The 22,301-nt window shown below is 61.9% G+C and carries 14 protein-coding genes; 6 read left to right on the top strand and 8 right to left on the bottom strand.

Annotation, left to right across the window (positions count from 1 at the left end; all coding sequences use genetic code 11):
* Positions 1–621 precede the first annotated feature (621 nt).
* Entirely contained in the window at positions 622–2,568 is a 1,947-nt protein-coding gene (locus tag CFII68_RS06500; protein ID WP_018611357.1) for a DNA topoisomerase III, read from the bottom strand.
* A gap of 243 nt (positions 2,569–2,811) precedes the next feature.
* Between CFII68_RS06500 and CFII68_RS06505 the strand changes: the two genes are divergently transcribed.
* The 4 genes from CFII68_RS06505 to CFII68_RS06520 all read left to right on the top strand — a co-directional run bounded on the left by CFII68_RS06505 (position 2,812) and on the right by CFII68_RS06520 (position 7,375).
* Positions 2,812–3,219 (top strand): response regulator, encoded by a 408-nt coding sequence (locus CFII68_RS06505; RefSeq protein ID WP_018611355.1) that lies wholly within the window; start codon positions 2,812–2,814, stop codon positions 3,217–3,219.
* Between the two features lie 103 nt (positions 3,220–3,322).
* On the top strand, positions 3,323–3,844 hold the full coding sequence (locus CFII68_RS06510) for a sigma-70 family RNA polymerase sigma factor (protein ID WP_018611353.1): 522 nt from the start codon (positions 3,323–3,325) through the stop codon (positions 3,842–3,844).
* Positions 3,841–4,800: a FecR domain-containing protein gene (locus tag CFII68_RS06515; RefSeq protein ID WP_018611351.1), complete on the top strand. Its 960-nt coding sequence runs from the start codon at positions 3,841–3,843 to the stop codon at positions 4,798–4,800. Before CFII68_RS06510 ends, CFII68_RS06515 begins: the two co-directional genes overlap by 4 nt.
* Positions 4,801–4,897: 97 nt before the next feature.
* Positions 4,898–7,375: a TonB-dependent receptor gene (locus tag CFII68_RS06520; RefSeq protein WP_018611348.1), complete on the top strand. Its 2,478-nt coding sequence runs from the start codon at positions 4,898–4,900 to the stop codon at positions 7,373–7,375.
* Positions 7,376–7,417: 42 nt separating this feature from the next.
* Here the strand turns inward: CFII68_RS06520 and CFII68_RS06525 are convergent, their stop codons facing one another.
* The gene (locus tag CFII68_RS06525) at positions 7,418–9,040 is read right to left on the bottom strand and encodes an MFS transporter (protein ID WP_018611346.1); all 1,623 of its coding nucleotides are present in this window, start codon (positions 9,038–9,040) and stop codon (positions 7,418–7,420) included.
* Positions 9,041–9,313: 273 nt separating this feature from the next.
* Here CFII68_RS06525 and CFII68_RS06530 point away from each other — a divergent pair, with 273 nt between their 5' ends.
* Positions 9,314–10,855, top strand: a complete 1,542-nt coding sequence (locus CFII68_RS06530) for an alkaline phosphatase (protein ID WP_018611344.1) — start codon at positions 9,314–9,316, stop codon at positions 10,853–10,855.
* Between the two features lie 153 nt (positions 10,856–11,008).
* Here CFII68_RS06530 and CFII68_RS06535 read toward each other — a convergent pair whose 3' ends face one another.
* The 6 genes from CFII68_RS06535 to CFII68_RS06560 form a co-directional block, all read right to left on the bottom strand.
* Entirely contained in the window at positions 11,009–13,534 is a 2,526-nt protein-coding gene (locus CFII68_RS06535) for a sulfite reductase flavoprotein subunit alpha (protein WP_177325055.1), read from the bottom strand.
* A 1,626-nt stretch (positions 13,535–15,160) separates the two neighbouring features.
* Positions 15,161–16,324: a type III PLP-dependent enzyme gene (locus tag CFII68_RS06540; protein WP_018611340.1), complete on the bottom strand. Its 1,164-nt coding sequence runs from the start codon at positions 16,322–16,324 to the stop codon at positions 15,161–15,163.
* 480 nt (positions 16,325–16,804) lie between these two features.
* Positions 16,805–17,962, bottom strand: coding sequence for a betaine/proline/choline family ABC transporter ATP-binding protein (locus CFII68_RS06545; RefSeq protein WP_018611338.1), 1,158 nt, complete (start codon positions 17,960–17,962; stop codon positions 16,805–16,807).
* Positions 17,959–18,612, bottom strand: a complete 654-nt coding sequence (locus tag CFII68_RS06550; protein ID WP_018611336.1) for an ABC transporter permease — start codon at positions 18,610–18,612, stop codon at positions 17,959–17,961. Before CFII68_RS06550 ends, CFII68_RS06545 begins: the two co-directional genes overlap by 4 nt.
* 15 nt (positions 18,613–18,627) lie before the next feature.
* A complete protein-coding gene (locus tag CFII68_RS06555; protein WP_018611334.1) occupies positions 18,628–19,530 on the bottom strand; it encodes a glycine betaine ABC transporter substrate-binding protein in 903 nt (300 codons plus the stop codon).
* Between the two features lie 26 nt (positions 19,531–19,556).
* Positions 19,557–20,273, bottom strand: a complete 717-nt coding sequence (locus CFII68_RS06560; protein WP_018611332.1) for an ABC transporter permease — start codon at positions 20,271–20,273, stop codon at positions 19,557–19,559.
* Positions 20,274–20,604: 331 nt separating this feature from the next.
* On the opposite strand from CFII68_RS06560, the gene CFII68_RS06565 reads away from it, so the two are divergent.
* Positions 20,605–22,188, top strand: coding sequence for a peptide chain release factor 3 (locus CFII68_RS06565; protein WP_018611329.1), 1,584 nt, complete (start codon positions 20,605–20,607; stop codon positions 22,186–22,188).
* Positions 22,189–22,301: the final 113 nt, after the last annotated feature.

Genomic DNA, 22,301 nt, shown 5'->3' with positions numbered 1-22,301 from the left:
TTCGGTAAGTACCTGCCCAGTGCCTGCATGGCGAGCACCGAAACCAGGCCGTCAGCGTTCCTCCATCGAACTTCGACGGGGTCGTGCATCGGTTGTGTAGTGTTATCGAAGGGCTGCTACGCAAATGCGCTACAACGAAGAGAAACAGCGAAGAATCTTCAGGCAGTGTCAACTTTCGAGGGTTGAACCACGCGCATCATGAGGATCTTCGCCGACGTTTCTCGTCCTTGTTACCGGACGGTCAGGCCAGGTCAGCACCTTCAATCTGCCTTGTGGGCAGTCCCTTATCCAAAAAACAGCTCGGCGGTCAGACGAGCTTGCTCAAACAGTTGCCTGTACTCCCGATCGGGGAGACGTCTGCATCATGCAAGGGCAAATCGGAGGCGTCAACGGTTTTGTAGTGATTATTTTTGATCACTACATATTGTCGGACAAAACGGTTTGGGTATGAAAAATCGGCGAAGGCGCGGACTTATCTGTGGGAGCAAGGCTTGCCCGCGATGAAGAACACACGGTCGATCTGGAACCGAGTCGTCTGCTTCGCGGGCAAGCCTTGCTCCCACAAAGCCTTGCTCCCACAGATCTTCTGCCACAGGTTCCATGTCTTCGGTGAGCCGCTGCTCAGGTCGCCTTGGCCTTGCTCGGCTTGCGCGGTGCACCGCTGGTCTTGCGCTTGGCTGGCTTGCGTTTGTTTTTCCACGGCGTGGCGCCACGCCCGGCGGGGCTGGCCGGGCCGCTGATGGTCAGGCTCATACCCTGGCAGCGGGCGACGTGCTTGCTCATCCAGGCGGCTTGCCGGGTCACGAATTCTTCCAGGCTCATTTCGCCGCTTTGCACCATGTCCAGCGCTTGCTCCCAGATGGCCGTGGTGCCCGGGTCGGCGATGGCCCGGGGCACGGCGTCGATCAGGCTGAAGGCCGCCGGGGTGGCGGACAGCGCCTTGCCGTTTTTCACCAGGTAACCGCGGTCGAGCAGCCCCTGGATAATCGAGGCCCGGGTCGCTTCGGTGCCAATGCCGGTGGTGTCCTTGAGCTTTTGCTTGAGCAGCGGGTCTTCCACCAGCTTGGCGACGTTCTTCATCGCCTTGATCAGGTCGCCTTCGGTGAACGGCTTGGGCGGTTGGGTCCACAGGTCCTTGGGTTTCACCTCGTCCACGGCGCAATCGCGACCTTCGCTCAGCGCCGGCAAGGTCTGCGGCGCCGGTGCTTCACGGCCTTTTGCCGGTGCCAGCGCTTCGGGCAGGGCGCGTTTCCAGCCGGGTTCGACGATCTGCTTGCCCACGGCACGCAGCGCCTGGCCGGCACAGTCGAAGTCGGCCTGGGTCCGGTCGTATTCGTGGTTGGGCAGGAACTGCGCCAGGTAGCGCGCGCGAATCAGCGTATAGACCGCGCGCTGCTTGCCCGCGAGTTTGTCGAGGTTCCTGGCGGCGGCGGTGGGAATGATGCCGTGGTGGGCGCTGACCTTGGCGTCGTTCCAGGCCCGGGACTTGCGTTGCGGTTGCAGGTGCTCGCGCAGCGGTGCAAGGCTTGGGTCGGCCTGGGCGAGGGCGGCCAGGATGGCCGGTGCCTCACTGTGCTGGCTCAAGGGCAGGAAACCGCAATCGCTGCGAGGGTAGGTGATGAGCTTGTAGGTCTCGTAGAGCGACTGGGCAATGTCCAGGGTTTCCTGGGCGCCGAGGCCGAGTTTCTTCGAGCAGACTTCCTGCAGCGTGCCCAGGTCGAAGGGCAACGGTGCCGCTTCGCGCAGACGTTCGGTACGTACCTTCAGTGTCCGGGCGGTGGCGGCGTTGCTCATGGCTTGGGCGGCGTCCCGGGCCAGGGCCTGGTTCAGGCAGCGCTCCTGGTCGTCGCAGGCGTCCGGATCGGCGCGCCACTGGGCGGTGAACGCCGTGCCTTCGTGGCTGAGCTGCACGTCGATGGCCCAGTAGGCGACGGGCACGAAGTCGGCGATGCTGCGGTCGCGGTCCACCACCAGCCGCAGCGTCGGTGTCTGTACGCGGCCCACCGGCAACACGCCCTGGTAGCCGGACTGGCGCCCCAGCAAGGTGAACAGGCGACTCATGTTCATGCCGATCAGCCAGTCGGCCCGGGAACGGCCCAGCGCCGAGTGATACAGGTTGAAGGTTTCGGCCCCTGGCTTGAGGGCGGCCAGGGCCTTGCGGATCGATGCTTCGTCCAGGGCCGAGAGCCATAGCCGCCGGATCGGCCCGCGATAACGGCAATGTTCCACCAGCTCCCGGGCGATCATTTCGCCTTCGCGGTCGGCGTCGGTGGCGATCACCAATTCCTTCGCTTCCCCCAGCAGGCGCTTGACCGCCTTGTACTGGCTGGCGGTTTTCGGCTTGACGGTCATTTTCCATTGCGCCGGCACGATGGGCAGGTCGGCCAGTACCCAGCGCTTGTAGCGCGCGTCGTAGGCGTCGGGTGGGGCGGTTTCCAGCAGGTGGCCGATGCACCAGGTGACCGTGATGCCAGGGCCCAGCCAGCAACCGTCGCCACGGCGCGTGGCACCGAGCACGGCGGCGATGTCCTTGGCCTGGGACGGTTTTTCACACAGGTACAGCTGCATAGCGCCCTTTTCCTGAGCAGGTTTCATGGGGTTGTAGCATGGTCATGGATGCGAGCCAGGGCAAGTTTTATCTGTATGGATATACAGATAAAAAGCGTTGCGCTGCGTTGCCAGGGGGGCTCTGGCGTGACATTCGGCGGCCTGTTGGCACACAGAATGAATTTCTCGCAGGGGGATTGCTCATAACTTCAAGGCGGTTGTTGCCGCAAAGAAGGTTTTATGAGGTCAAGGAGAGTCACTTTCATGAATTCGATGCCAAATGGCAACGGCCAGGCGACTACACGTTTGATTCTCGTTGTGGAAGATGATCCGACCATCCTGGAGTTCCTCTGTGAAATCCTCGAGGAGGAAGGGTTTGTCGTGGAGCCTCGGGAAAGCGCCGACGCGGCGTTGACGTTTCTCGAAGAGAGCGCCGATTACGTCGACCTGTTGCTCACCGATATCACCATGCCCGGCAAGATCGACGGCGCGGACCTGGCCAACCTGACCGGAGACCGCTGGCCGCAGATACCGCTGCTGATCATGTCCGGCTTCGAAACGCCGGAAAGCGCGGGAATCAAGCACCACGCTTCGTTCATCGCCAAGCCCTGGGCGCTGGGACAAATGCTGGACCTGGTGGAAAGCACGGTGAAAAGTCACTCCCTGAACTGAGTCATTCCAGCGAGTGGGCAGTGGCCGGGTATGTTTGGGTTGCAAGCGGCGATGGGCTCTATGACAATGCGAGTCATTATCAGTCGCGAATTATTCCATTGCCATGTGCGCCAACGATCTGTCCCTACGCAGTGCTGTCGACGTTCTGTACAGTGATCATCACGGTTGGCTCCAGGGCTGGCTGCGCAAGCGTTTGGGCAACACCTTCGATGCCGCGGACCTTGCCCAGGATACGTTTGTGCGGGTGATCAAGGCGCGCACTGCGCTGGATATCCGTGAGCCACGACCGTACCTGTCGATGATCGCCAAAGGGCTGTTGATCGACCTGTTTCGCCGTCGCTCGCTGGAGCAATCCTACCTCGAAGTATTGGCGGCCATGCCGCAAGAGCAGCATCCCTCGCTGGAAGAGCAGGCGATCATGCTCCAGGCCCTGATGGAGATCGACCGCTTGCTCCTGGGGTTGGGGCCGCGGGTCAGGCAGGCGTTCATCCTGTCGCAGTTCGATGGCCTGACGTACCCGCAAATTGCCGAACGCCTGGGGGTTAGCGTACGCACGGTCAACAACCACATGGCCAAGGCCATGGAGCATTGCTGCCTGATGCAGATTCAACTGCAACTTTCATGAACCTGCCCCCGGAAGAGTTGAACGCCATTCGTGTAGCGGCGCAGTGGTACGCCCGGCTGCATTCCGGCATCAGCACCGACGCGGACCGGGCCGACTGGCACGCCTGGCTGGCTGCCGATCCGTTGCACAGCCAGGCCTGGCAACGCATGGCGGCAGTGGCCGAGCAGATGGCAAGCGTACCGGGCGCCCTGGCCGCGCCGACCTTGAGCGACACCCACCATCGATCCCGCCGCCAGGTGTTGCGCAGCGCCTTGCTGCTGACGTCCGCTGGCGGCCTGGGTTGGTTGGGCTGGCACAGCCAGGCAAGCCAGAACCTGTTTTGCGATTACCGCACCGCCGTGGGCGAGCGTCGCGAGTTCCAACTGGCCGATGGCAGCACGGTTCTGCTCAACACCGATACCTCGATCAATGTTCGTTTCGATGGACAGCAGCGGCGCCTGGAGCTGTTGCGGGGTGAGGTGCTCGTGACGACGGCGGTCGATCCCTTGCGGCGTCCGTTCAAGGTGGTCACGGGGCCGGTCGAGGTGCTTGCGCTGGGCACGCGGTTTATCGTCCGTGGCCAGGCGCGAGGCGGCGAAGTGGCGGTGCTGGAGAAAGCGGTCGAGGTGAGCCTGCTGGCGACTGGAGCAAGGAGGCGGGTCGAAGCCGGCCAGCGCCTGGGTTTCAATGAGCGGTCGCTGGGCACGTTGCGTGGCAACGATGTGTCGGTCGGTGCCTGGCAGAAGGGCAGCATCATCGCCATTGATCGTCCCCTGGCGGCGCTGCTGGATGAACTGTCGCGCTACCGCCCCGGTGTGCTGCGTTGGGACCCGGCGATTGGCGACTTGAAGGTGTCCGGTGTGTTTCCCGTCGATAACACCGATCTTGCCTTGGCCGCGCTGGAAAGTGGTTTCTCGTTGCAAGTGACCCGCTACAGCCGATTCTGGGTCCAGGTCGCGGGTGGCGATCGGCGGTGACGCTGTGTAATAAAAAAATCCGGCCCTGCACTTTTCACCCCCCTCGTTCGGCTCTTCCTCAGTGAGTTTTTATCGACCGTTTTGGGGGAGGAGAAATATGCCTTGGGTAAGCGCGCCAGGCCGTCTGGTGTTTGCAGTGAAAATCGGCTTGCTGGCGGTTACCACCGCCGGCGCCACGGCCGTGAATGCCAACCCGGTTCCAGGCGCCTCGGCGCAGCAGCGTTCGGTGCAGGCCTACGATATCGGCGCCGGCAGCCTGGTGGATGTGCTGACCCGCTTCTCCAGCGCCGCCGGTGTCGCCCTGTCGTTTGATGCCCGGCAACTGGAGGATTTGCAATCGCCCGGCCTGAGAGGTTCTTTCGGCGTGGGTGACGGTTTCGCTCGCATTCTTGGCGGTAGTGGCCTGCAAGCTGAGCCCCAGGCCAACGGCACGTACGTGCTGCGCCGGCTGTCCGCCAACGGTTCGGTCATGGAACTGGGAGCCACCCGCATCGAGGCTCAGATGCTCGGGGCGACCACCGAGAACAGTGGCTCCTACACGACGGGCGCGGTGACCATCGGCAAGGGCGAGCATTCCCTGCGCGAAACGCCGCAGTCGGTGACGGTGATCACCCGCAAGATGCTCGATGACCAGAACCTCAACACCATCGATCAAGTGATGGAAAAGACCCCCGGCATTACCGTCTACGACTCGACCATGGGCGGCAAGTATTTCTATTCCCGTGGGTTCCGGATGTCCGGCCAGTATCAATACGACGGCGTTCCGCTGGACATGGGCAACAGCTATGTCCAGGCCGACAGTTTCAGCAGCGACATGGCCTATTACGACCGTGTCGAAGTCCTGCGCGGCGCCGCCGGGATGATGAAGGGCGCGGGCGGCACCTCCGGTGGCGTCAATTTCGTGCGCAAACGCGGCCAGGCCACGGCCCAGACCGAACTCAGCTTCTCGGGCGGTACCTGGGACAACTACCGCGGGCAGGTCGATACCGGTGGCCCGCTGAATGATTCCGGCACCGTGCGGGGCAGGGCGGTGATCGCCGAGCAGAGCCGGCATTTTTTCTACGACGATGCCCGGCGCAAGGACCAGATTTATTACGGTGCCCTGGATTTCGATCTGTCGCCCGACACGACGCTCGGCGTGGGCGTTGCCTATGAAGACGTCGATGCAAGCCCTTGCTGGGGCGGGCTTCCTCGCTACCGGGACGGCAGCGATTTGAAACTCAGCCGTTCCACTTGCCTGGATCCGTCGTGGAACACCTGGCGCAGCCAGCGCACCACGGTGTTCAGCGATCTCAAGCATCAGCTCAATGACGACTGGGCGGTGAAGGTCGCCGGTGTCTATACGAAAAATACCCAGGACATCAAATACGCCTTTGCATCGGGTTCGGTGGCGCCAGGCACCTCGACCACCAACCTGCTGGGCAGCATGTACGACTACGACCAGGTCGATTACGGCCTCGACGCCTACCTGGACGGCAAGTTCGACGCCCTGGGGCAGCAACATGAATTGATCGTGGGTTTCAACGCCAGTCGTTCGGACAAGGACGATTTTTTCTCGGTCGCCTTCTTGCCGCAGAAGCAGAACGTGTTCGATCCGGATCGACATATTCCCGAACCGGACGACAGTTACTTCATCGAAAACTCGACGCGCGGTGGCCCGGTAAAGACCATTACCCAGCAGCAAGGCATGTATTCGACCCTGCGCCTGAAACTGGCAGACCCGTTGACCTTTGTCGTCGGCAGTCGGGTGAGCTGGTACCGCTCCAAGACCGACTCGCAGTTTCTCACCGGCGGTTCGGAGCACGCCAAGAGCACGGAGACGGGCCAGGTCACGCCGTTTGCCGCCGTGTTGCTGGACCTCAATGAGCACCTGACGGCCTATGCCAGTTATTCGGATATCTTCACGCCCCAGGGCAACTATCGCTCCGCAAGCGGCTCGGCACTCAAGCCCCTGATGGGCGAGAGTTATGAGCTGGGGATCAAGGGGGAGTGGTTCGAGGGACGCCTGAACAGCGCCTTCAACCTGTTCCGCACGTTGCAGAAAGACCAGGCCCAGACCGACTACTTCTCAAGTTGTGCGTCCTCGGACGGTTACTGCTATGAGAACGCCGGCAAGGTTCGCGCCCAGGGGTTCGAAGCCGAGATCAGCGGTGAAGTCATCGAGCGCCTGCAACTGCTGGCCGGCTACACCTACACCCAGACCAAGACCCTCAACGACATTGACACCAGCCTCAACGGTGGTTCGTTCAACAGCTACGTGCCGCGCCATGTGCTGCGCCTGTGGGCCGATTATGCCCTCGGTGGGGCGTTGGAACGGGTCAGTGTCGGCGCCGGGGTCAATGCCCAAAGCGACAACTTCCGCGTATCGCCGGCGACGGGCGAGAAGATCACCCAGGCCGGTTATGCCGTGTGGAACGGTCGCGTTGGCTACCGCATCGATGACACCTGGTCGGTGGCCCTCAATGGCAACAACCTGCTCGACAAGCGCTACTACACCACCATCGGGACCGAGAACTTCGGTAACTACTACGGTGAGCCGCGCAACTTCACCATGACCATGAAGGCGCGCTTCTGATCCGCTGGCGAGGGCGCCAGTGCCCTCGCCACGGTTTCGTCCTCAGTTGGTATCCAGGTCCACGTTGCGGGTTTCCCGCAGGCAGATCATGCCCACCACCAGGCTGACCCCGGTGATCACCACCGGGTACCACAGCCCATAGAAAATATCCCCGGTGTAGACCACCAGGGCGAACGACACGGTGGGCAGGAAACCGCCGAACCAACCGTTGCCGATGTGATAGGGCAGGGACATGGAGGTGTAGCGAATGCGGGTCGGGAACAGTTCGACCATCAACGCCGCCAGCGGTCCGTAGCACATCGCCGAGATGATGATCAGTGCCACGATCAAGGCCACGATCATTGGCCGGTTGATCTGCTGGGCGTCGGCCTGTTGCGGATAGCCTGCCAGGGTCACGGCGCCGCGCAGGGCGGCTTCGTCGTAACCTTCGAGTTTCACGTCACCGACGCTGACCTGCACGGAACTGCCAGCCGGAGCCGCCACGCTGCTGTAGGGCAGGCCTTGCTTGACCAGGAAGGTCTTGACCTTGTCGCAAGGGCTGTCGAAACGCGCCTTGCCCACCGGGTCGAACTGGAAGGTACAGGTGGCCGGGTCGGCGATCACGGTGATCGGTGCCTGGCGGCTCGCCTGGTCGATGGCCGGGTTGGCGTAGTGGGCCAGGGTCTTGAAGATCGGGAAGTACAGCGCGGTGGCCAGCAGCAGGCCGATCATCAGCACCGGTTTGCGCCCGACCTTGTCCGACAGCCAGCCGAAAAAGATGAAAAACGGTGCGCCGATCACCACGCTGACAATCAGCAGGCTGTTGGCCAGGGCCGGGTCCATCTTCAGGAACTGGGTGAGGAAAAACAGCACGTAGAACTGCGCGGCATAGAAGGTAACCGCTTGCCCGGCGTTGATGCTGAACAGGGCGATCAGCACCACCTTCAGGTTCTCCCATTTGCCGAAGGATTCGCGGATCGGCGCCTTGCAGCACTTGCCTTCTTCTTTCATTTTCAGGAAGGCCGGCGACTCATGCAGGCTCAGGCGAATCCAGGTGGAGATGCCCAGCAGCAGGATCGACAGCAGGAACGGAATGCGCCAGCCCCAGACTTCGAACTGATCGCCGGTGAAGTAGCGACAGCCCAGCACCACCAGCAGTGACAGCAACAGCCCGAGGGTGGCGGTGGACTGAATCCAGCTGGTATGGAAACCACGCTTGCCCATTGGCGCATGCTCGGCAACGTAGGTTGCTGCGCCGCCGTACTCACCGCCCAGGGCCAGGCCCTGGAGCATGCGCAACACCACCAGGATGATCGGTGCGGCGATGCCGATGCTGGCGTAGTTGGGCAGCAGGCCGACGCAGAACGTCGCCAGGCCCATCAATACGATGGTCGCCAGGAACGTGTATTTGCGCCCGATCATGTCCCCCAACCGACCGAACACCAGGGCCCCGAACGGCCGCACGATGAAACCGGCGGCGAACGCCATCAGGGCGAAAATGAACGCGGTGGTGTCGTTGACCCCGGCAAAGAACTGCTTGCTGATCACCGCCGCCAGGGCGCCATAGAGAAAAAAGTCGTACCACTCGAACACCGTCCCCAAGGACGAGGCGAAGATGACTTTCTGGGTTTCCTGGCTGGTGCCGACGCTGCGCGTGGCTTCCAGGGACTGAACATGCTCGGACATAGCGGTATCCCTCACAGTGATTGTTTTTGTTGTTCCACTGCGACGCCGGGGTGGCGCCTCCTGATTTGATACGTTTCCCTTTGCTTACACATTTCCCCTGTGGGAGCGGGCTTGCTCGCGAAAGCGGTGTGTCAGTCGACGAAAATGTTATCTGACACGCCGCTTTCGCGAGCAAGCCCGCTCCCACATTTGGTTTTTGGGGGGGCATAAAATTCCTGTCACACCCACTTCACAGAGCCATGCTTAAGTTTTCCCATTTCAAGGGAGAACACCATGAGCGAATTTGACCTGGGTCGTCGTCGGGTGATGCAAGCCGTGGGGGCGGGGTTGTTGTTGCCGGGGCTGGCGCCGGCGGTGATGGCTTCGGTCAAGGATCGGCCGGTGCTCACCGACGGTGTGCAGTCTGGCGACGTGCAGGGCGACCGGGCGATGATCTGGAGCCGCAGCGACCGTCCGGCGCGGATGGTGGTGGAGTGGGACACCCGCAGCCAGTTCAGCAATCCGCGCCGCTTCGTCTCGCCCATGGCCGACGCCCGCAGTGATTTCACTGCCCGGGTCGAACTCACCGGGCTGCCCCGCGACCAGGCGATTTTCTACCGTGTACATTTCGAAGACGCCCAAAGCGGGGTTGCCAGCGAACCCTGGCTCGGCCACCTGCGCAGCGTGCCGCAGTTCAAGCGCAACATCCGGTTTGTCTGGAGTGGCGACACCGTCGGCCAGGGCTTCGGCATCAACCCGGACATCGGCGGCATGCGCATCTACGAAGCCATGCGCCTGCGCCTGCCGGATTTTTTTATCCACAGCGGCGACACCATCTACGCCGACGGCCCGGTGCCGGCGCAAATCACCGCCGAGGGTGGGCGCATCTGGCGCAACCTCATCACCGAAGCCAAGAGCAAGGTTGCCGAGACCCTGGATGAGTATCGCGGCAACTATCGCTACAACCTGATGGACGAAAACGTCCGTCGCTTCAACGCCGAAGTGCCGCAGATCTGGCAGTGGGACGACCATGAGGTGGTCAACAACTGGTCGCCGGGCAAGCAACTGGACGAGCGCTACCAGACCAAGGATATCCACAGCCTGGTGGGGCGCGCGCGACAGGCCTGGTTGGAATACGCGCCGATGCGCCTGCAGAAGGCCGACGGCGGTGGACGGATCTACCGCAAGCTCGGTTACGGGCCGCTGCTGGATGTGTTCGTGCTGGACATGCGCAGCTACCGCGAAGCCAACGACGCCAACCTCGGCGCGGCTAAACCGTTCCTGGGGCGTGAGCAGTTGAACTGGCTCAAGCGCGAATTGAAGCAGTCCCGTGCCCAATGGAAAGTCATCGCCGCCGACATGCCCATTGGCCTGGGTGTGCCGGATGGCGAAGTCAGCCCCGGCGTGCCGCGCTGGGAAGCGGTTGCCAACGGTGACCCGGGCGCGGCCCAGGGGCGTGAACTGGAGGTCGCCGAACTGCTCGGCTACCTGCGCAAGCATCAGGTGCGCAACTACGTCTGGCTCACCGCCGACGTCCACTATTGCGCCGCCCATCACTACCACCCCGAACACGCCGCGTTCCAGGATTTCGAACCATTCTGGGAGTTCGTCGCCGGGCCATTGAACGCCGGCAGCTTCGGGCCCAATGCCCTGGACAAGACCTTCGGCCCGGAAGTGGTGTTCCAGAAAGCGCCCCCGGCCCAGAACACCTCGCCGTTCGCCGGGTATCAGTTCTTTGGCGAGGTGAACATCGACGGGCAGAGCGGGGAGATGAGCGTGGTGTTGCGGGACCTGGAAGGTGTGGCGGTGTTCGAGAAGAAGTTGCAGCCGGTTTGACTGTCAGTCGCGCCAGGAGCCTCTGTGGGAAAAGCCTCTGTGGGAGCAAAGCTTGCTCGCGATAACGGTATATCTGTCAATAAATGGCTGACTGACAGTCCGCTATCGCGAGCAAGCTTTGCTCCCACAAGGGGTACTTAAGATGGGTGTCTGTCAGTAGACATCCCGCCGATACCGCCCCTGCTCGATCAGCCGCTCCACTTCCTCGCGCCCCAGCACGTTGTTGAGCACGTGATCCACCCCGGATGCCATGCCCTGCAAGCTGCCGCAGACATAGATCACCGCGCCGTCGGCCAGCCATTGCTTGAGCAGCGCGGCCGATTCCAGCAGGCGGTCCTGGACGTAGACTTTCTGCTTCTGATCCCGGGAAAAGGCCAGGTCCAGGCGTTCCAGGTCGCCCGAGGTCACCCATTCCTGCAACTCATCGCGGCAGTGGAAATCGTGTTCGCGGTTGCGCTCGCCAAACAGCAGCCAGTTGCGCTGCATGCCCTCGGTGACGCGCGCCTTGAGCAGGCTGCGCAGGCCGGCCAGGCCGGTGCCGTTGCCCAGCAGGATCATCGGCACACCCTGGGCCGGCAGGTGGAAGCTGCTGTTGCGGCGCAGCCGCAGGCTGACGGCGCTGCCCAGTGGTGCGTGTTCGGTCAGCCAGCCGGAACCGACGCCCAGGCTGCCATCGGCGTGACGTTCCTGGCGCACGATCAGTTCCAGTACGCCGTCGGCCGGGATCGAGGCGATGGAGTATTCGCGTATCGCCAGCGGTGCCAGCGCATCCACCAGCGCCTGGGCATGCAGGCCGACCAGATGGGCGCGGTTTTCCGGCAGTTGGCGGGTGGCCAGGGCTTGATCGAGGCTCTGGGACAGGCCGTCGACTTGCACGCGCGCCTGGCCGGAGAGGCCGAGCCCGTCGAGGAAATGTTCGATGGCCCACAGGTCATTGCGCGGCAGGATTTCCACCAGGTCACCGGCCAGCCAACTGCTCGGCCCGGGGGCGGTGAGGCCCAGCAGGTACACGCCCGAGCCGCTGCTGTCGGGGTTGAGCAGGGTGCGCTGGCTCAGTGTCCAGTTTTCGAAACGGGGGGCCTGCCAGGTCTCTACCGGTGCCTGGCCGGTCAGTTCGGCCAGTTGTTGTTGCCAGTGACGCAGGGCGTAAGGGTCGCCGCTGTCTACTTCCACCGGCGCGAACAGGGTCTTGCCGCCGTGTTCCGCCAGCCAGGCGTGCAGGCGCCGGGCGAAGCCGCAGAAGTGTTCATATTGCCGGTCACCCAGGCCCAGCACCGAATACTGCAGACGCTCCAGGCTCAAGGCCTGGCCCAGCACCTTGCGTTCGAAACCGCGGGCACTGTCCGGCCCTTCGCCGTCGCCAAAGGTGCTGACGACAAACAGCGCATGGGTGGCGTCGTTCAGGTCCTGCTCACGCACGCCGGCCAGTGGCTGGACTTTCACGGGCAAGCCGGCGGCCTGGAGTTGGCCGGCGGTCTGCCAGGCCAGTCGCTCGGCGAAACCGCTTTGGCTGGCGAAGCCGATCAGCCAGGCCGGCGCGTTGCCCGGGTTGGCGATGAGGGCCTGGCGGGCGTTTCTGACGTGGCGCTTCTTGCGGCGGCGGTCCAGGTACAGCAACCAGCCGGTGATGAAGAACAGCGGCATGGTCAGCGCGGCGACGGTCACCAGAATCCGCCCGACCAGGCCGAAGTAACTGCCGATATGCAGGGCATAGACACTGGTCAGCAACTGCGCCTTGAAGCTCTTGTCGCTGTAGCGGCTGTGCCGGCTGATGACGCCGGTGGCCGGGTCGAGGGTTAGCTGGTTCAGCGCCCGGTCGTGCGGCGAGTTTTTCAGCAGGTAGAACACGGTCGCCGGTTGTCCGGCCACGGGCGGCATGCGCACGTTATAGGCCGACAGCCCCGGGCCGGCGGCGCTGTAGATGCTGCTCCACATGGCCCGGTAATCGGCCACGGGCAGTGGGCCGCTTGGCGCCGGGCCACGATTGCGCACCCGTTCCTCTTTCGGTGAATCGGAGAGCAGGCGGGTCACGCCTTTGTTGTACCACTCGTAGGACCAGGTCAGCCCGGTCAGGGCCGCCAGCAGATAGAACGCCAGGCACCAGGTGCCCGCCACGGAGTGCAGGTCCCAATTGAAGCTCCGACCTTTTTTCCCCCAGTCGAGGGTCAGCCAGGCGCGCCAGCTTTTCCATTGGCGCGGCCAACGCAGGTACAGCCCGGACAGGCAGAAAAACACCAGGATCAGCGTACAGGCCCCGGTGATTTGCCGACCGACATCATCCAGGGTCAGGACGCGGTGCAACCTGAGCATAAAGCCGAAGAAGTCCTGGCCCGTCACATCGCCCATGAACTGCGCGTTGTAAGGGTTGAAATAGCGCATGGCGCCACGTTTTTCCCCAGCAGGCGCCGCAAAGATCACCCGCGCGGCGTTGCCGCTGTCGGTCTCGACCCAGAGCATGGCGACGGTCTTGCCGGAGGTGGCTTCGATCTGTTCCACCAGTTCGGCAGGCGGCAGGACGCCGGCCGGCTGTTTCTCGACCATCAGCACCTGCGGGTTCAAGGCCCGCAGGATTTCATCCTGGAACGACACCACCGCCCCGGTAACGCCCATCAACGCCAGGACCAGCCCGGCACTGATGCCGAAAAACCAGTGCAACTGGAACAGGGTTTTCTTCAACACGTCGCTCGCCTTGTTCATTTACTGTTCATCACGGCGTGCATTATGCCGTGTGTTATCGAGAAGCATTCATAAACACACCCAAAAGCCTCGATCATTTGCATGAGCGGACCTTTTGCCCGCCCCCGGCGACGAAATCCTGTGGGAGCGAGCTTGCTCGCGAAGGGGCCGGCACATCCAACATATTCATCGACTGGGACACCGCATTCGCGAGCAAGCTCGCTCCCACATTGGATCTTCAGTAGACATAATATTTATGTGTATCCAGAGCCCCCCTGTGGGAGCGAGCCTGCTCGCGAAGGGGCCGGCACATCCAACATCGTCATCGACTGGGACACCGCATTCGCGAGCAAGCTCGCTCCCACATTGGATCTTCAGTAGACACAATATTTGTGTGCATCCAGAGCCCCTCTGTGGGAGCGAGCTTGCTCGCGAAGGGGCCGGCACATCCAACATATTCATCGACTGGGACACCGCATTCGCGAGCAAGCTCGCTCCCACATTGGATCTTCAGTAGACATAATATTTATGTGTATCCAGAGCCCCCCTGTGGGAGCGAGCCTGCTCGCGAAGGGGCCGGCACATCCAACATCGTCATCGACTGGGACACCGCATTCGCGAGCAAGCTCGCTCCCACATTGGATCTTCAGTAGACATAATATTTATGTGTATCCAGAGCCCCCCTGTGGGAGCGAGCCTGCTCGCGAAGGGGCCGGCACATCCAACATCGTCATCGACTGGGACACCGCATTCGCGAGCAAGCTCGCTCCCACATTGGATCTTCCGTAGACACAATATTTGTGTGTATCCAGAGCCCCCCTGTGGGAGTGAGCTTGCTCGCGAAGGGGCCGGCACATCCAACATATTCATCGACTGGGACACCGCATTCGCGAGCAAGCTCGCTCCCACATTGGATCTTCCGTAGACACAATATTTGTGTGTATCCAGAGCCCCCCTGTGGGAGTGAGCTTGCTCGCGAAGGGGCCGGCACATCCAACATATTCATCGACTGGGACACCGCATTCGCGAGCAAGCTCGCTCCCACATTGGATCTTCCGTAGACACAATATTTGTGTGTGTCCAGAGCCCCTCTGTGGGAGCGAGCTTGCTCGCGAAGAGGCCGGCACATCCAACATCTTCATTGACTGAGCCACCGCTATCGCGAGCAAGCTTTGCCCCCACAGGCCCAGCTCAAACATATCTGATGGGTGTACGACCAGAAGAACCAGGTCGGCTACTAGGCCGCCTCGCGGTGGACGTTGATCTCGGGCGCCCCGTTAACCACGATGGCCGAACGCAGGCATTGTGGAGTGGGCAACCCGGCATGGATGCCGGGTTAGCCGCGCTGGGCCATGGATGGCCCTTCGCGGCGGGCCCACGGAGCAATGCCGGAGTGAGGGCATGCCGAGCCTTAGCGAGGCACCGAGTGGTGGGGCAGAAGCGCTTTGGTTACTTTCGCGCTTTTCGAAAGTGACCCGCCGTCAGGGCGGAACCCTAAGCAGTCGTTACCTAAATAACGGATCTACACACCAACCCATCAAAAAAAACGGCGCTTTCCATTTCTGAAAAAAGCGCCGTTTTTTATTACGCAACAGGGCAAGAACTATGGAGATTCAAGCCCCAAACACATCACACGTAAAACGATTTCAACGGCGGAAAGCCATTGAATTCCACCGCGCTATAGCTAGTGGTATAGGCCCCGGTCGACAGCCAGTACAGGCGATCCCCAATAGCCAGGTTCAACGGCAACCCGTACTTGTAGTTCTCATACATGATGTCAGCGCTGTCACAGGTAGGCCCGGCGATGACCACTTCTTCCATCTCGCCTTTCTTCTCGGTCCAGATCGGAAACTTGATGGCTTCGTCCATGGTTTCGATCAGGCCGGAGAACTTGCCCACATCCGTGTACACCCAACGCTCGACGGCGGTACGGGACTTGCGCGCCACCAGCACCACTTCGCTGACCAGGATACCGGCGTTGGCGATCAACGAACGGCCCGGCTCCAGGATGATTTCCGGCAGGTCGTCGCCGAAGTCTTCCTTGAGGAAGCGGATGATTTCCTCGGCGTAGGTTTCCAGGCTGTTGGTACGGGTGATGTAGTTGGCCGGGAAGCCGCCACCCATGTTGATCAGCTTCAGGACGATGCCGTCTTCTTCCTTCAGACGCTCGAAGATCACCTTGACCTTGGCGATGGCCGCGTCCCAGACGCTGATGTCGCGTTGTTGCGAGCCGACGTGGAACGAAATGCCGTACGGCACCAGGCCCAGGTCGCGGGCCAGGATCAGCAGGTCCATGGCCATGTCGGTCTGGCAGCCGAACTTGCGCGACAACGGCCAGTCAGCGGTGGTCGAGCCTTCGGTGAGGATCCGTACATAGACTTTCGAGCCCGGCGCGGCCTTGGCGATGTTGCGCAGGTCGGCTTCGGAGTCGGTGGCATACAGGCGCACGCCCTTCTCGTAGAAGTAGCGAATGTCGCGGGATTTCTTGATGGTGTTGCCGTAGCTGATCTGGTCCGGGCCGACGCCACGGCTCATGACCTTATCCAGCTCATAGATCGAGGCGATGTCGAAGTTCGAGCCTTTATCCTTGAGCAGGTCGATGATTTCCACCGCCGGGTTGGCCTTGACGGCGTAGTAGACCTTGGCGAATTCGAAACCGGCGCGCAGGTCGTCATAGGCCTTGGAGATCATCGCGGTGTCGATCACCACGAACGGGGTTTCCTGCTTGTCGGCGAACGCTTTCATTTTCTGGAAGGTTTCGCGCGCGAAATAATCTTCGACCTGGATCGACATACTTGGGACTCCTACTGGCAAACATCAGGATCAATGGGTGTGAGGGCAAGCAGCCCTCGTGAACGTCCTCCGTATCCCCACTTTGGTTCGCCTACTTCCCAAGGCATGTCGCCGAAAGCAAAAAGGCCACGGGATGCGTGATTCCCTTGGCCTTGCTGTCTCGTCGTCAGTACTTGAGCCGGATGGATCGTTTCCAGCATGGACGTTCGGCGCGAACTTTAGGGCGTGAGGGGCCTGAGATCAACTAAAAATGTCGCGTTTTTGCACACATCCGTCGTGCGGCCCGCGACAGCTCATGATGTAACCGACCTGCGTGACAGATTGATGTTCCCGTTGAAGGGATTTTTTAGGTGTTTCAGGGATATTTGTGGTGCCCCATTCGCGAGCAAGCCCGCTCCCACACTGGGCCCGCGACCAACCACAAAATAGTAGGATGACGCAGATCCAGTGTGGGAGCGGGCTTGCTCGCGAAGGCGTCAGTCAGGCCAACGCAGTCTCGGCCGGCGAGACAATGCTGGTCTTGCCCCCGCGCGAACGTCCGGAGCTCAGGTACTCGGCAATCGATTCCTGGGTCACTTCGCCAAGGAATACCCGCTCGGCATCCAGCACCGGCAGCCACGAGCGGTTGAACTCGTACATGCGCGACAGCAGGATCCGCAGATGTTCGTCGTAGACGGCGGTGGCGTTGAATTCGCGCAGGTATTGTCCGCAGGTGCCGGTCTGGCGGTGCAGGTCGCGACGGCGTACATACCCCAGGGCCTTGTTCTCGGCACAGGTGACCACCACGTAGCGACGGTCATGTTCGTCCATCAGTTCCAGCGCCTCACTCACCGGCGTCTCGGGGCTGACCGACGGGGCGTTGTCCGCCGCGTCTTCGGCCTTGACCAGCAGCAGGCGCTTGAGCGTGCTGTCCTGGCCGACGAAGCTGCTGACGAACTCGTCGGCCGGATGCGCCAGCAGCGTGTCCGGGTGATCGAACTGGACCAGCTTGCCAGCGCGGAAGATCGCAATCTTGTCCCCCAGCTTGATCGCTTCGTCGATGTCGTGGCTGACCATGATCACGGTCTTGTTCAGCGCCCGTTGCATCTCGAAGAACTCGTTCTGGATCATCTCGCGGTTGATCGGGTCCACCGCGCCGAAGGGTTCGTCCATCAGCAGCAGCGGCGCATCGGCCGCCAGGGCACGGATCACGCCGATCCGTTGCTGTTGGCCACCGGACAGTTCACGGGGGTAGCGATGCAGGTACTGCTTGGGTTCGAGCTTGATCATGCTCATCAGCTCGCGGGCGCGGTCGTGGCATTTCTGCTTGTCCCAGCCGAGCAGGCGCGGGACGACGGTGATGTTTTCCTCGATGGTCATGTTCGGGAACAGGCCGATCTGCTGGATCACGTAGCCGATGTTGCGACGCAGGGTCACTTCGTCCAGGCCGGTGGTGTCTTCGCCGTTGATCAACACCTTGCCCGAGGTCGGCGGGATCAGGCGATTGATCATCTTCAGCGTGGTGCTTTTGCCGCAGCCCGACGGCCCGAGGAACACGCAGATCTCGCCTTCGTTGACGGTCAGGTTCACCGAGTCCACGGCCTTGACGTCTTTGCCGTTGCTCTTGAAGGTTTTGCTGAGGTTTTGAAGTTCGATCATTTGAGGAGTCCTTTTGGGGTCAGCGAGCGTTGCAGCCATTGCAGAAGCAGGTCGGCGAAGATGGCCAGGAGACTGACCAGCACGGCGCCGACGATCAGCATCGACATGTCGCTGCGGCTGATGGAAGCGAGGATGAGCACGCCCAGGCCACCGGCACCGATGGTGGCGGCGATGGTCATGACGCCGATGTTCATGACCACGGCGGTGCGCACGCCGGCCAGGATCACCGGCACGGCGATGGGCAGTTCGACCATGCGCAGGCGCTGGGCGAAGGTCATGCCGATGCCACGGGCGGCCTCACGGATACCCGGTTCGACGCCGGTCAAGGCCAGGTAGGTGTTGCGCATGATCGGCAACAGCGAATAGAGAAACACCGCGGTGATCGCCGGCATCGGGCCCAGGCCTTGGCCGAACTTGGAATAGAACGGCAACAGCAGGCCGAACAGGGCAATCGACGGAATTGTCAGCAGCACCGTGGCGCTGGCCTGCAATGGGCCGGCGAGCGTCGGGAAGCGGGTCATGAAGATGCCCAGCGGCACACCGACAACAATGGCCAGGGTCACGGCGATGCCCACCAGGGTGATGTGCTGCCAAGTCAGGTGCAGTACCAGCGGCCAGTCCAGATGGGAAAAGGCGTCAAGAAAATCCATGGCTTTTCCTCCAGGTCATTGGGTTGAGAGCAGCGAATGCTGGCGCAGGAAATCAGCGGCAACGGTGGAAGGGCTTTCGTGGTTGACGTCCACGCGGGCGTTGAGCTGGCGCATGGTTGCGTCGTCGAACAGTTCGGCCAGGGGCTTGAGCTGCGCGGCCAGTTGCGGGTGCGCGTCGAGGTACGCCTGGCGCACCACCGGCGCGGCGGTGTAGTCGGGGAAGTAATGCTTGTCGTCTTCCAGCAACTTCAGCTTGAACGCGTTCAACCGGCCGTCGGTGGTGTACACCAGGCCGGCGAATACCTGGCCGTTGCGCAGGGCGGTGTAGACCAGGCCTGCGTCCATCTGCCGGATATTCTTGCGGGTCAGGTTCATGCCGTACTGCTCGACCATGCCCGCCAGGCCATCGGAGCGGTTGGCGAACTCGGTGTCCAGGGCCACCAGATGGTTGTCATCGGCTTCGGCCTGCAGCACCGTGTTCAACTGGCTGATGCTGTTGATCTGCGGGTATTGGCGGGCGATTTTTTCCGGCAGGGCCAGGGCGTAGGTGTTGCTGAATTTCGACGGTGTCAGCCAGACCAGGCCTTTTTTCGCGTCGAGTTCTTTCACCCGGGCGTAGGACTGGGCGCTGTCGAGTTTCTCCGTGACATGGTTGTAGGCCACCAGCGACACGCCGGTGTATTCCCAGAGCATGTCCAGTTGCCCGGTTTCATGGGCGCTGCGGGCCAGGTTGCTGCCCAGGCCGCCGGTGATCTGCGCGTCGTAGCCCTTGCTGCGCAGGTATTGCGCGGTGATTTCCGCCAGCAGCGTCTGCTCGGTGAACACCCGGGCGCCAAGGCGAATCAGCGGTTTTTCAGCGGCTTGGGCGAATCCTGCGAACAGCAGGACGCAGCCCAGTATCAAGCTCAACTTCTTCATAAACGATTTCCTTTATCCAGCCGGGCTTATGACGGTCGCAGACCGCGTTCCAGCCAGAGACGGCTGGCCAGTGTCACCAGGCCGTCGAGCAGCAGCGCCAGCAGGGCGGTGCAGGCCGCGCCGAGCAACAGCTGCGGCTGGTTGTTCAAGGCGATGCCGGGGAAGATCAGGCTACCGAGGCTGTTGGCGCCGATCAGGAACGCCAGGGGCGCGGTGCCGACGTTGATCGCCAGGGCCACGCGCACGCCACCGACGATGATCGGCACGGCGTTGGGCAACTCGACTTTCCACAGCACCTGGCGCGGGGTCATGCCGATGCCGACGGCGGCTTCCTTGAGGGAGCCCTGGACGTTTTTCAGGCCTTCATAGGTGTTGCGCACGATGGGTAACAGCGAGGCGAGGAACAGGGCGAAGATGGCGGGACCGCTGCCGATGCCCAGGATGCCCAGGGCGATGGCCAGCACGGCCAGGGGCGGCACGGTGTTACCGATGTTGAACACTTGCATGAAGCGTTCGGCGCGCCCGACCAGGCCGGGGCGGCTGAGTGCGATGCCGGCGGGGATGCCCACGAGCAGGGCCGCCAGCATGGAGGCCAGGACAAGCAGCAGGTGCGCTTGCAGGTAGAACAGCAGATCGTCGTGGTAGCGTTGGATCGTATCGATGCCGATCCAGTGGACCAACAGGGCCAGGAGCGCGACGACGACCGCACCCCCGATAAGCCCTTTGCCATAGCGGATAGCCACAGGCGGACTCCTTTGTCTTTCAGTCGGCGCACGCTTTCCCGGGCGGCAAACCATCACGGGTTGCCGGGAAAACGTTCGCGAGAAGCAGCTCTTTTCATACCGGTAAAACGGCAGGTAAATCGAGCCATGAGCGCAGCCTCGTCAGGCTAACTTGCTGATTTTTCAGCCCCTGACGAATAGCCGTAACAGGGGGGTGGACGCCTCCACGCGGCAAAAGGTTCCCATGCTGGGGAAGATCTGGCCACCCTGGATGTGCTCAACGGTTCGGTTCCTGGCACAAGTTGAGCTATAATCGCCGCCCTTTTTTGAATCACCTGCCAGGCGATTTCCCATGACCAAACAGGCCGCCGAAGTCGCGAAACGCCGCACTTTCGCCATTATTTCCCACCCCGATGCCGGTAAGACCACCATCACCGAGAAGCTCTTGCTGATGGGCAAGGCGATTGCGGTCGCCGGCACGGTGAAATCTCGAAAATCCGACCGCCATGCCACCTCCGACTGGATGGAAATGGAAAAGCAGCGGGGTATTTCCATTACCACGTCGGTCATGCAGTTTCCGTATCGCGATCACATGATCAACCTGCTCGACACCCCGGGCCACGAAGACTTCTCCGAAGACACCTACCGCACCCTGACGGCAGTGGACTCGGCGCTGATGGTCCTCGACGGCGGTAAAGGCGTCGAGCCACGGACCATCGCGCTGATGGACGTCTGCCGTCTGCGGGACACGCCGATCGTCAGCTTCATCAACAAACTCGACCGCGACATCCGCGACCCGATCGAACTGCTCGACGAGATCGAAGCGGTCCTGAAGATCAAGGCCGCGCCGATCACCTGGCCGATCGGTTGCTACCGCGACTTCAAGGGCGTGTACCACCTGGCCGACGACTACATCATCGTCTACACCGCCGGTCACGGGCATGAGCGCACCGACGTCAAGATCATCGAGAAGCTCGACTCCGATGAAGCGCGCGCGCACCTGGGCGACGAGTACGACCGTTTCGTCGACCAGTTGGAACTGGTGCAGGGCGCCTGCCATGAGTTCAACCAGCAGGAATTCATCGACGGTCAACTGACCCCGGTGTTCTTCGGTACCGCCCTGGGCAACTTCGGCGTGGACCATGTGCTCGACGCCGTGGTCAATTGGGCCCCGCGCCCGCTGGCCCGTGTCGCCAACGAGCGCACCGTGGAGCCGGTGGAAGAGAAGTTCGCAGGCTTCGTGTTCAAGATCCAGGCGAACATGGACCCCAAGCACCGCGACCGCATCGCCTTCATGCGCATCTGTTCCGGCAAATACGAAAAGGGCATGAAGATGCGCCACGTGCGCACCGGCAAGGACGTGCGCATCGGCGACGCCTTGACCTTCTTCTCCTCGGAACGCGAGCAACTGGAAGAAGCCTTCGCCGGTGACATCATCGGCCTGCACAACCACGGCACCATCCAGATCGGCGACACCTTCACCGAAGGCGAAACCCTGGGCTTCACCGGCATCCCGCACTTCGCCCCGGAACTGTTCCGCCGCGTGCGCCTGAAGGACCCGCTCAAGTCCAAGCAACTGCGCCAGGGCCTTCAGCAACTGGCCGAAGAGGGCGCCACCCAGGTGTTCTTCCCGGAGCGCAGCAACGACATCATCCTCGGCGCCGTCGGTGTGCTGCAGTTCGACGTCGTCGCCAGCCGCTTGAAAGAGGAATACAAGGTCGAGTGCTCCTACGAGCCGATCACCGTGTATTCCGCTCGTTGGATCGAATGCGACGACAAGAAGAAACTCGAGGAATTCTCCAACAAGGCCGTGGAAAACCTCGCGCTGGACGGCGGCGGTCACCTGACCTACCTAGCCCCCACCCGGGTCAACCTGGCGCTGATGGAAGAGCGCTGGCCGGACGTGAAATTCCGCGCGACGCGCGAGCATCACTAAGCGCTGAGTGTTGAAACCGAAACCCCGTTGCGAAAGCTGCGGGGTTTTTTATGGCCTGCCCCATATCCTGGGCATATATAACTCACTGTGGGAGCGGGCTTGCTCGCGAAAGC

This window comes from Pseudomonas sp. CFII68 (assembly GCF_000416195.1).
GTDB classification, from domain to species: domain Bacteria; phylum Pseudomonadota; class Gammaproteobacteria; order Pseudomonadales; family Pseudomonadaceae; genus Aquipseudomonas; species Aquipseudomonas kilonensis.
This window is presented reverse-complemented; position numbering and strand designations above follow the sequence as displayed.

Coding starts and splice junctions, on each gene's coding strand:
- CFII68_RS06545 (WP_018611338.1), bottom strand. CDS start 17,962: ATGATCGAACTTCAAAACCTCAGCAAAACCTTCAAGAGCAACGGCAAA.
- CFII68_RS06550 (WP_018611336.1), bottom strand. CDS start 18,612: ATGGATTTTCTTGACGCCTTTTCCCATCTGGACTGGCCGCTGGTACTG.
- CFII68_RS06510 (WP_018611353.1), top strand. CDS start 3,323: ATGTGCGCCAACGATCTGTCCCTACGCAGTGCTGTCGACGTTCTGTAC.
- CFII68_RS06515 (WP_018611351.1), top strand. CDS start 3,841: ATGAACCTGCCCCCGGAAGAGTTGAACGCCATTCGTGTAGCGGCGCAG.
- CFII68_RS06530 (WP_018611344.1), top strand. CDS start 9,314: ATGAGCGAATTTGACCTGGGTCGTCGTCGGGTGATGCAAGCCGTGGGG.
- CFII68_RS06505 (WP_018611355.1), top strand. CDS start 2,812: ATGAATTCGATGCCAAATGGCAACGGCCAGGCGACTACACGTTTGATT.
- CFII68_RS06520 (WP_018611348.1), top strand. CDS start 4,898: ATGCCTTGGGTAAGCGCGCCAGGCCGTCTGGTGTTTGCAGTGAAAATC.
- CFII68_RS06500 (WP_018611357.1), bottom strand. CDS start 2,568: ATGCAGCTGTACCTGTGTGAAAAACCGTCCCAGGCCAAGGACATCGCC.
- CFII68_RS06555 (WP_018611334.1), bottom strand. CDS start 19,530: ATGAAGAAGTTGAGCTTGATACTGGGCTGCGTCCTGCTGTTCGCAGGA.
- CFII68_RS06540 (WP_018611340.1), bottom strand. CDS start 16,324: ATGTCGATCCAGGTCGAAGATTATTTCGCGCGCGAAACCTTCCAGAAA.
- CFII68_RS06525 (WP_018611346.1), bottom strand. CDS start 9,040: ATGTCCGAGCATGTTCAGTCCCTGGAAGCCACGCGCAGCGTCGGCACC.
- CFII68_RS06565 (WP_018611329.1), top strand. CDS start 20,605: ATGACCAAACAGGCCGCCGAAGTCGCGAAACGCCGCACTTTCGCCATT.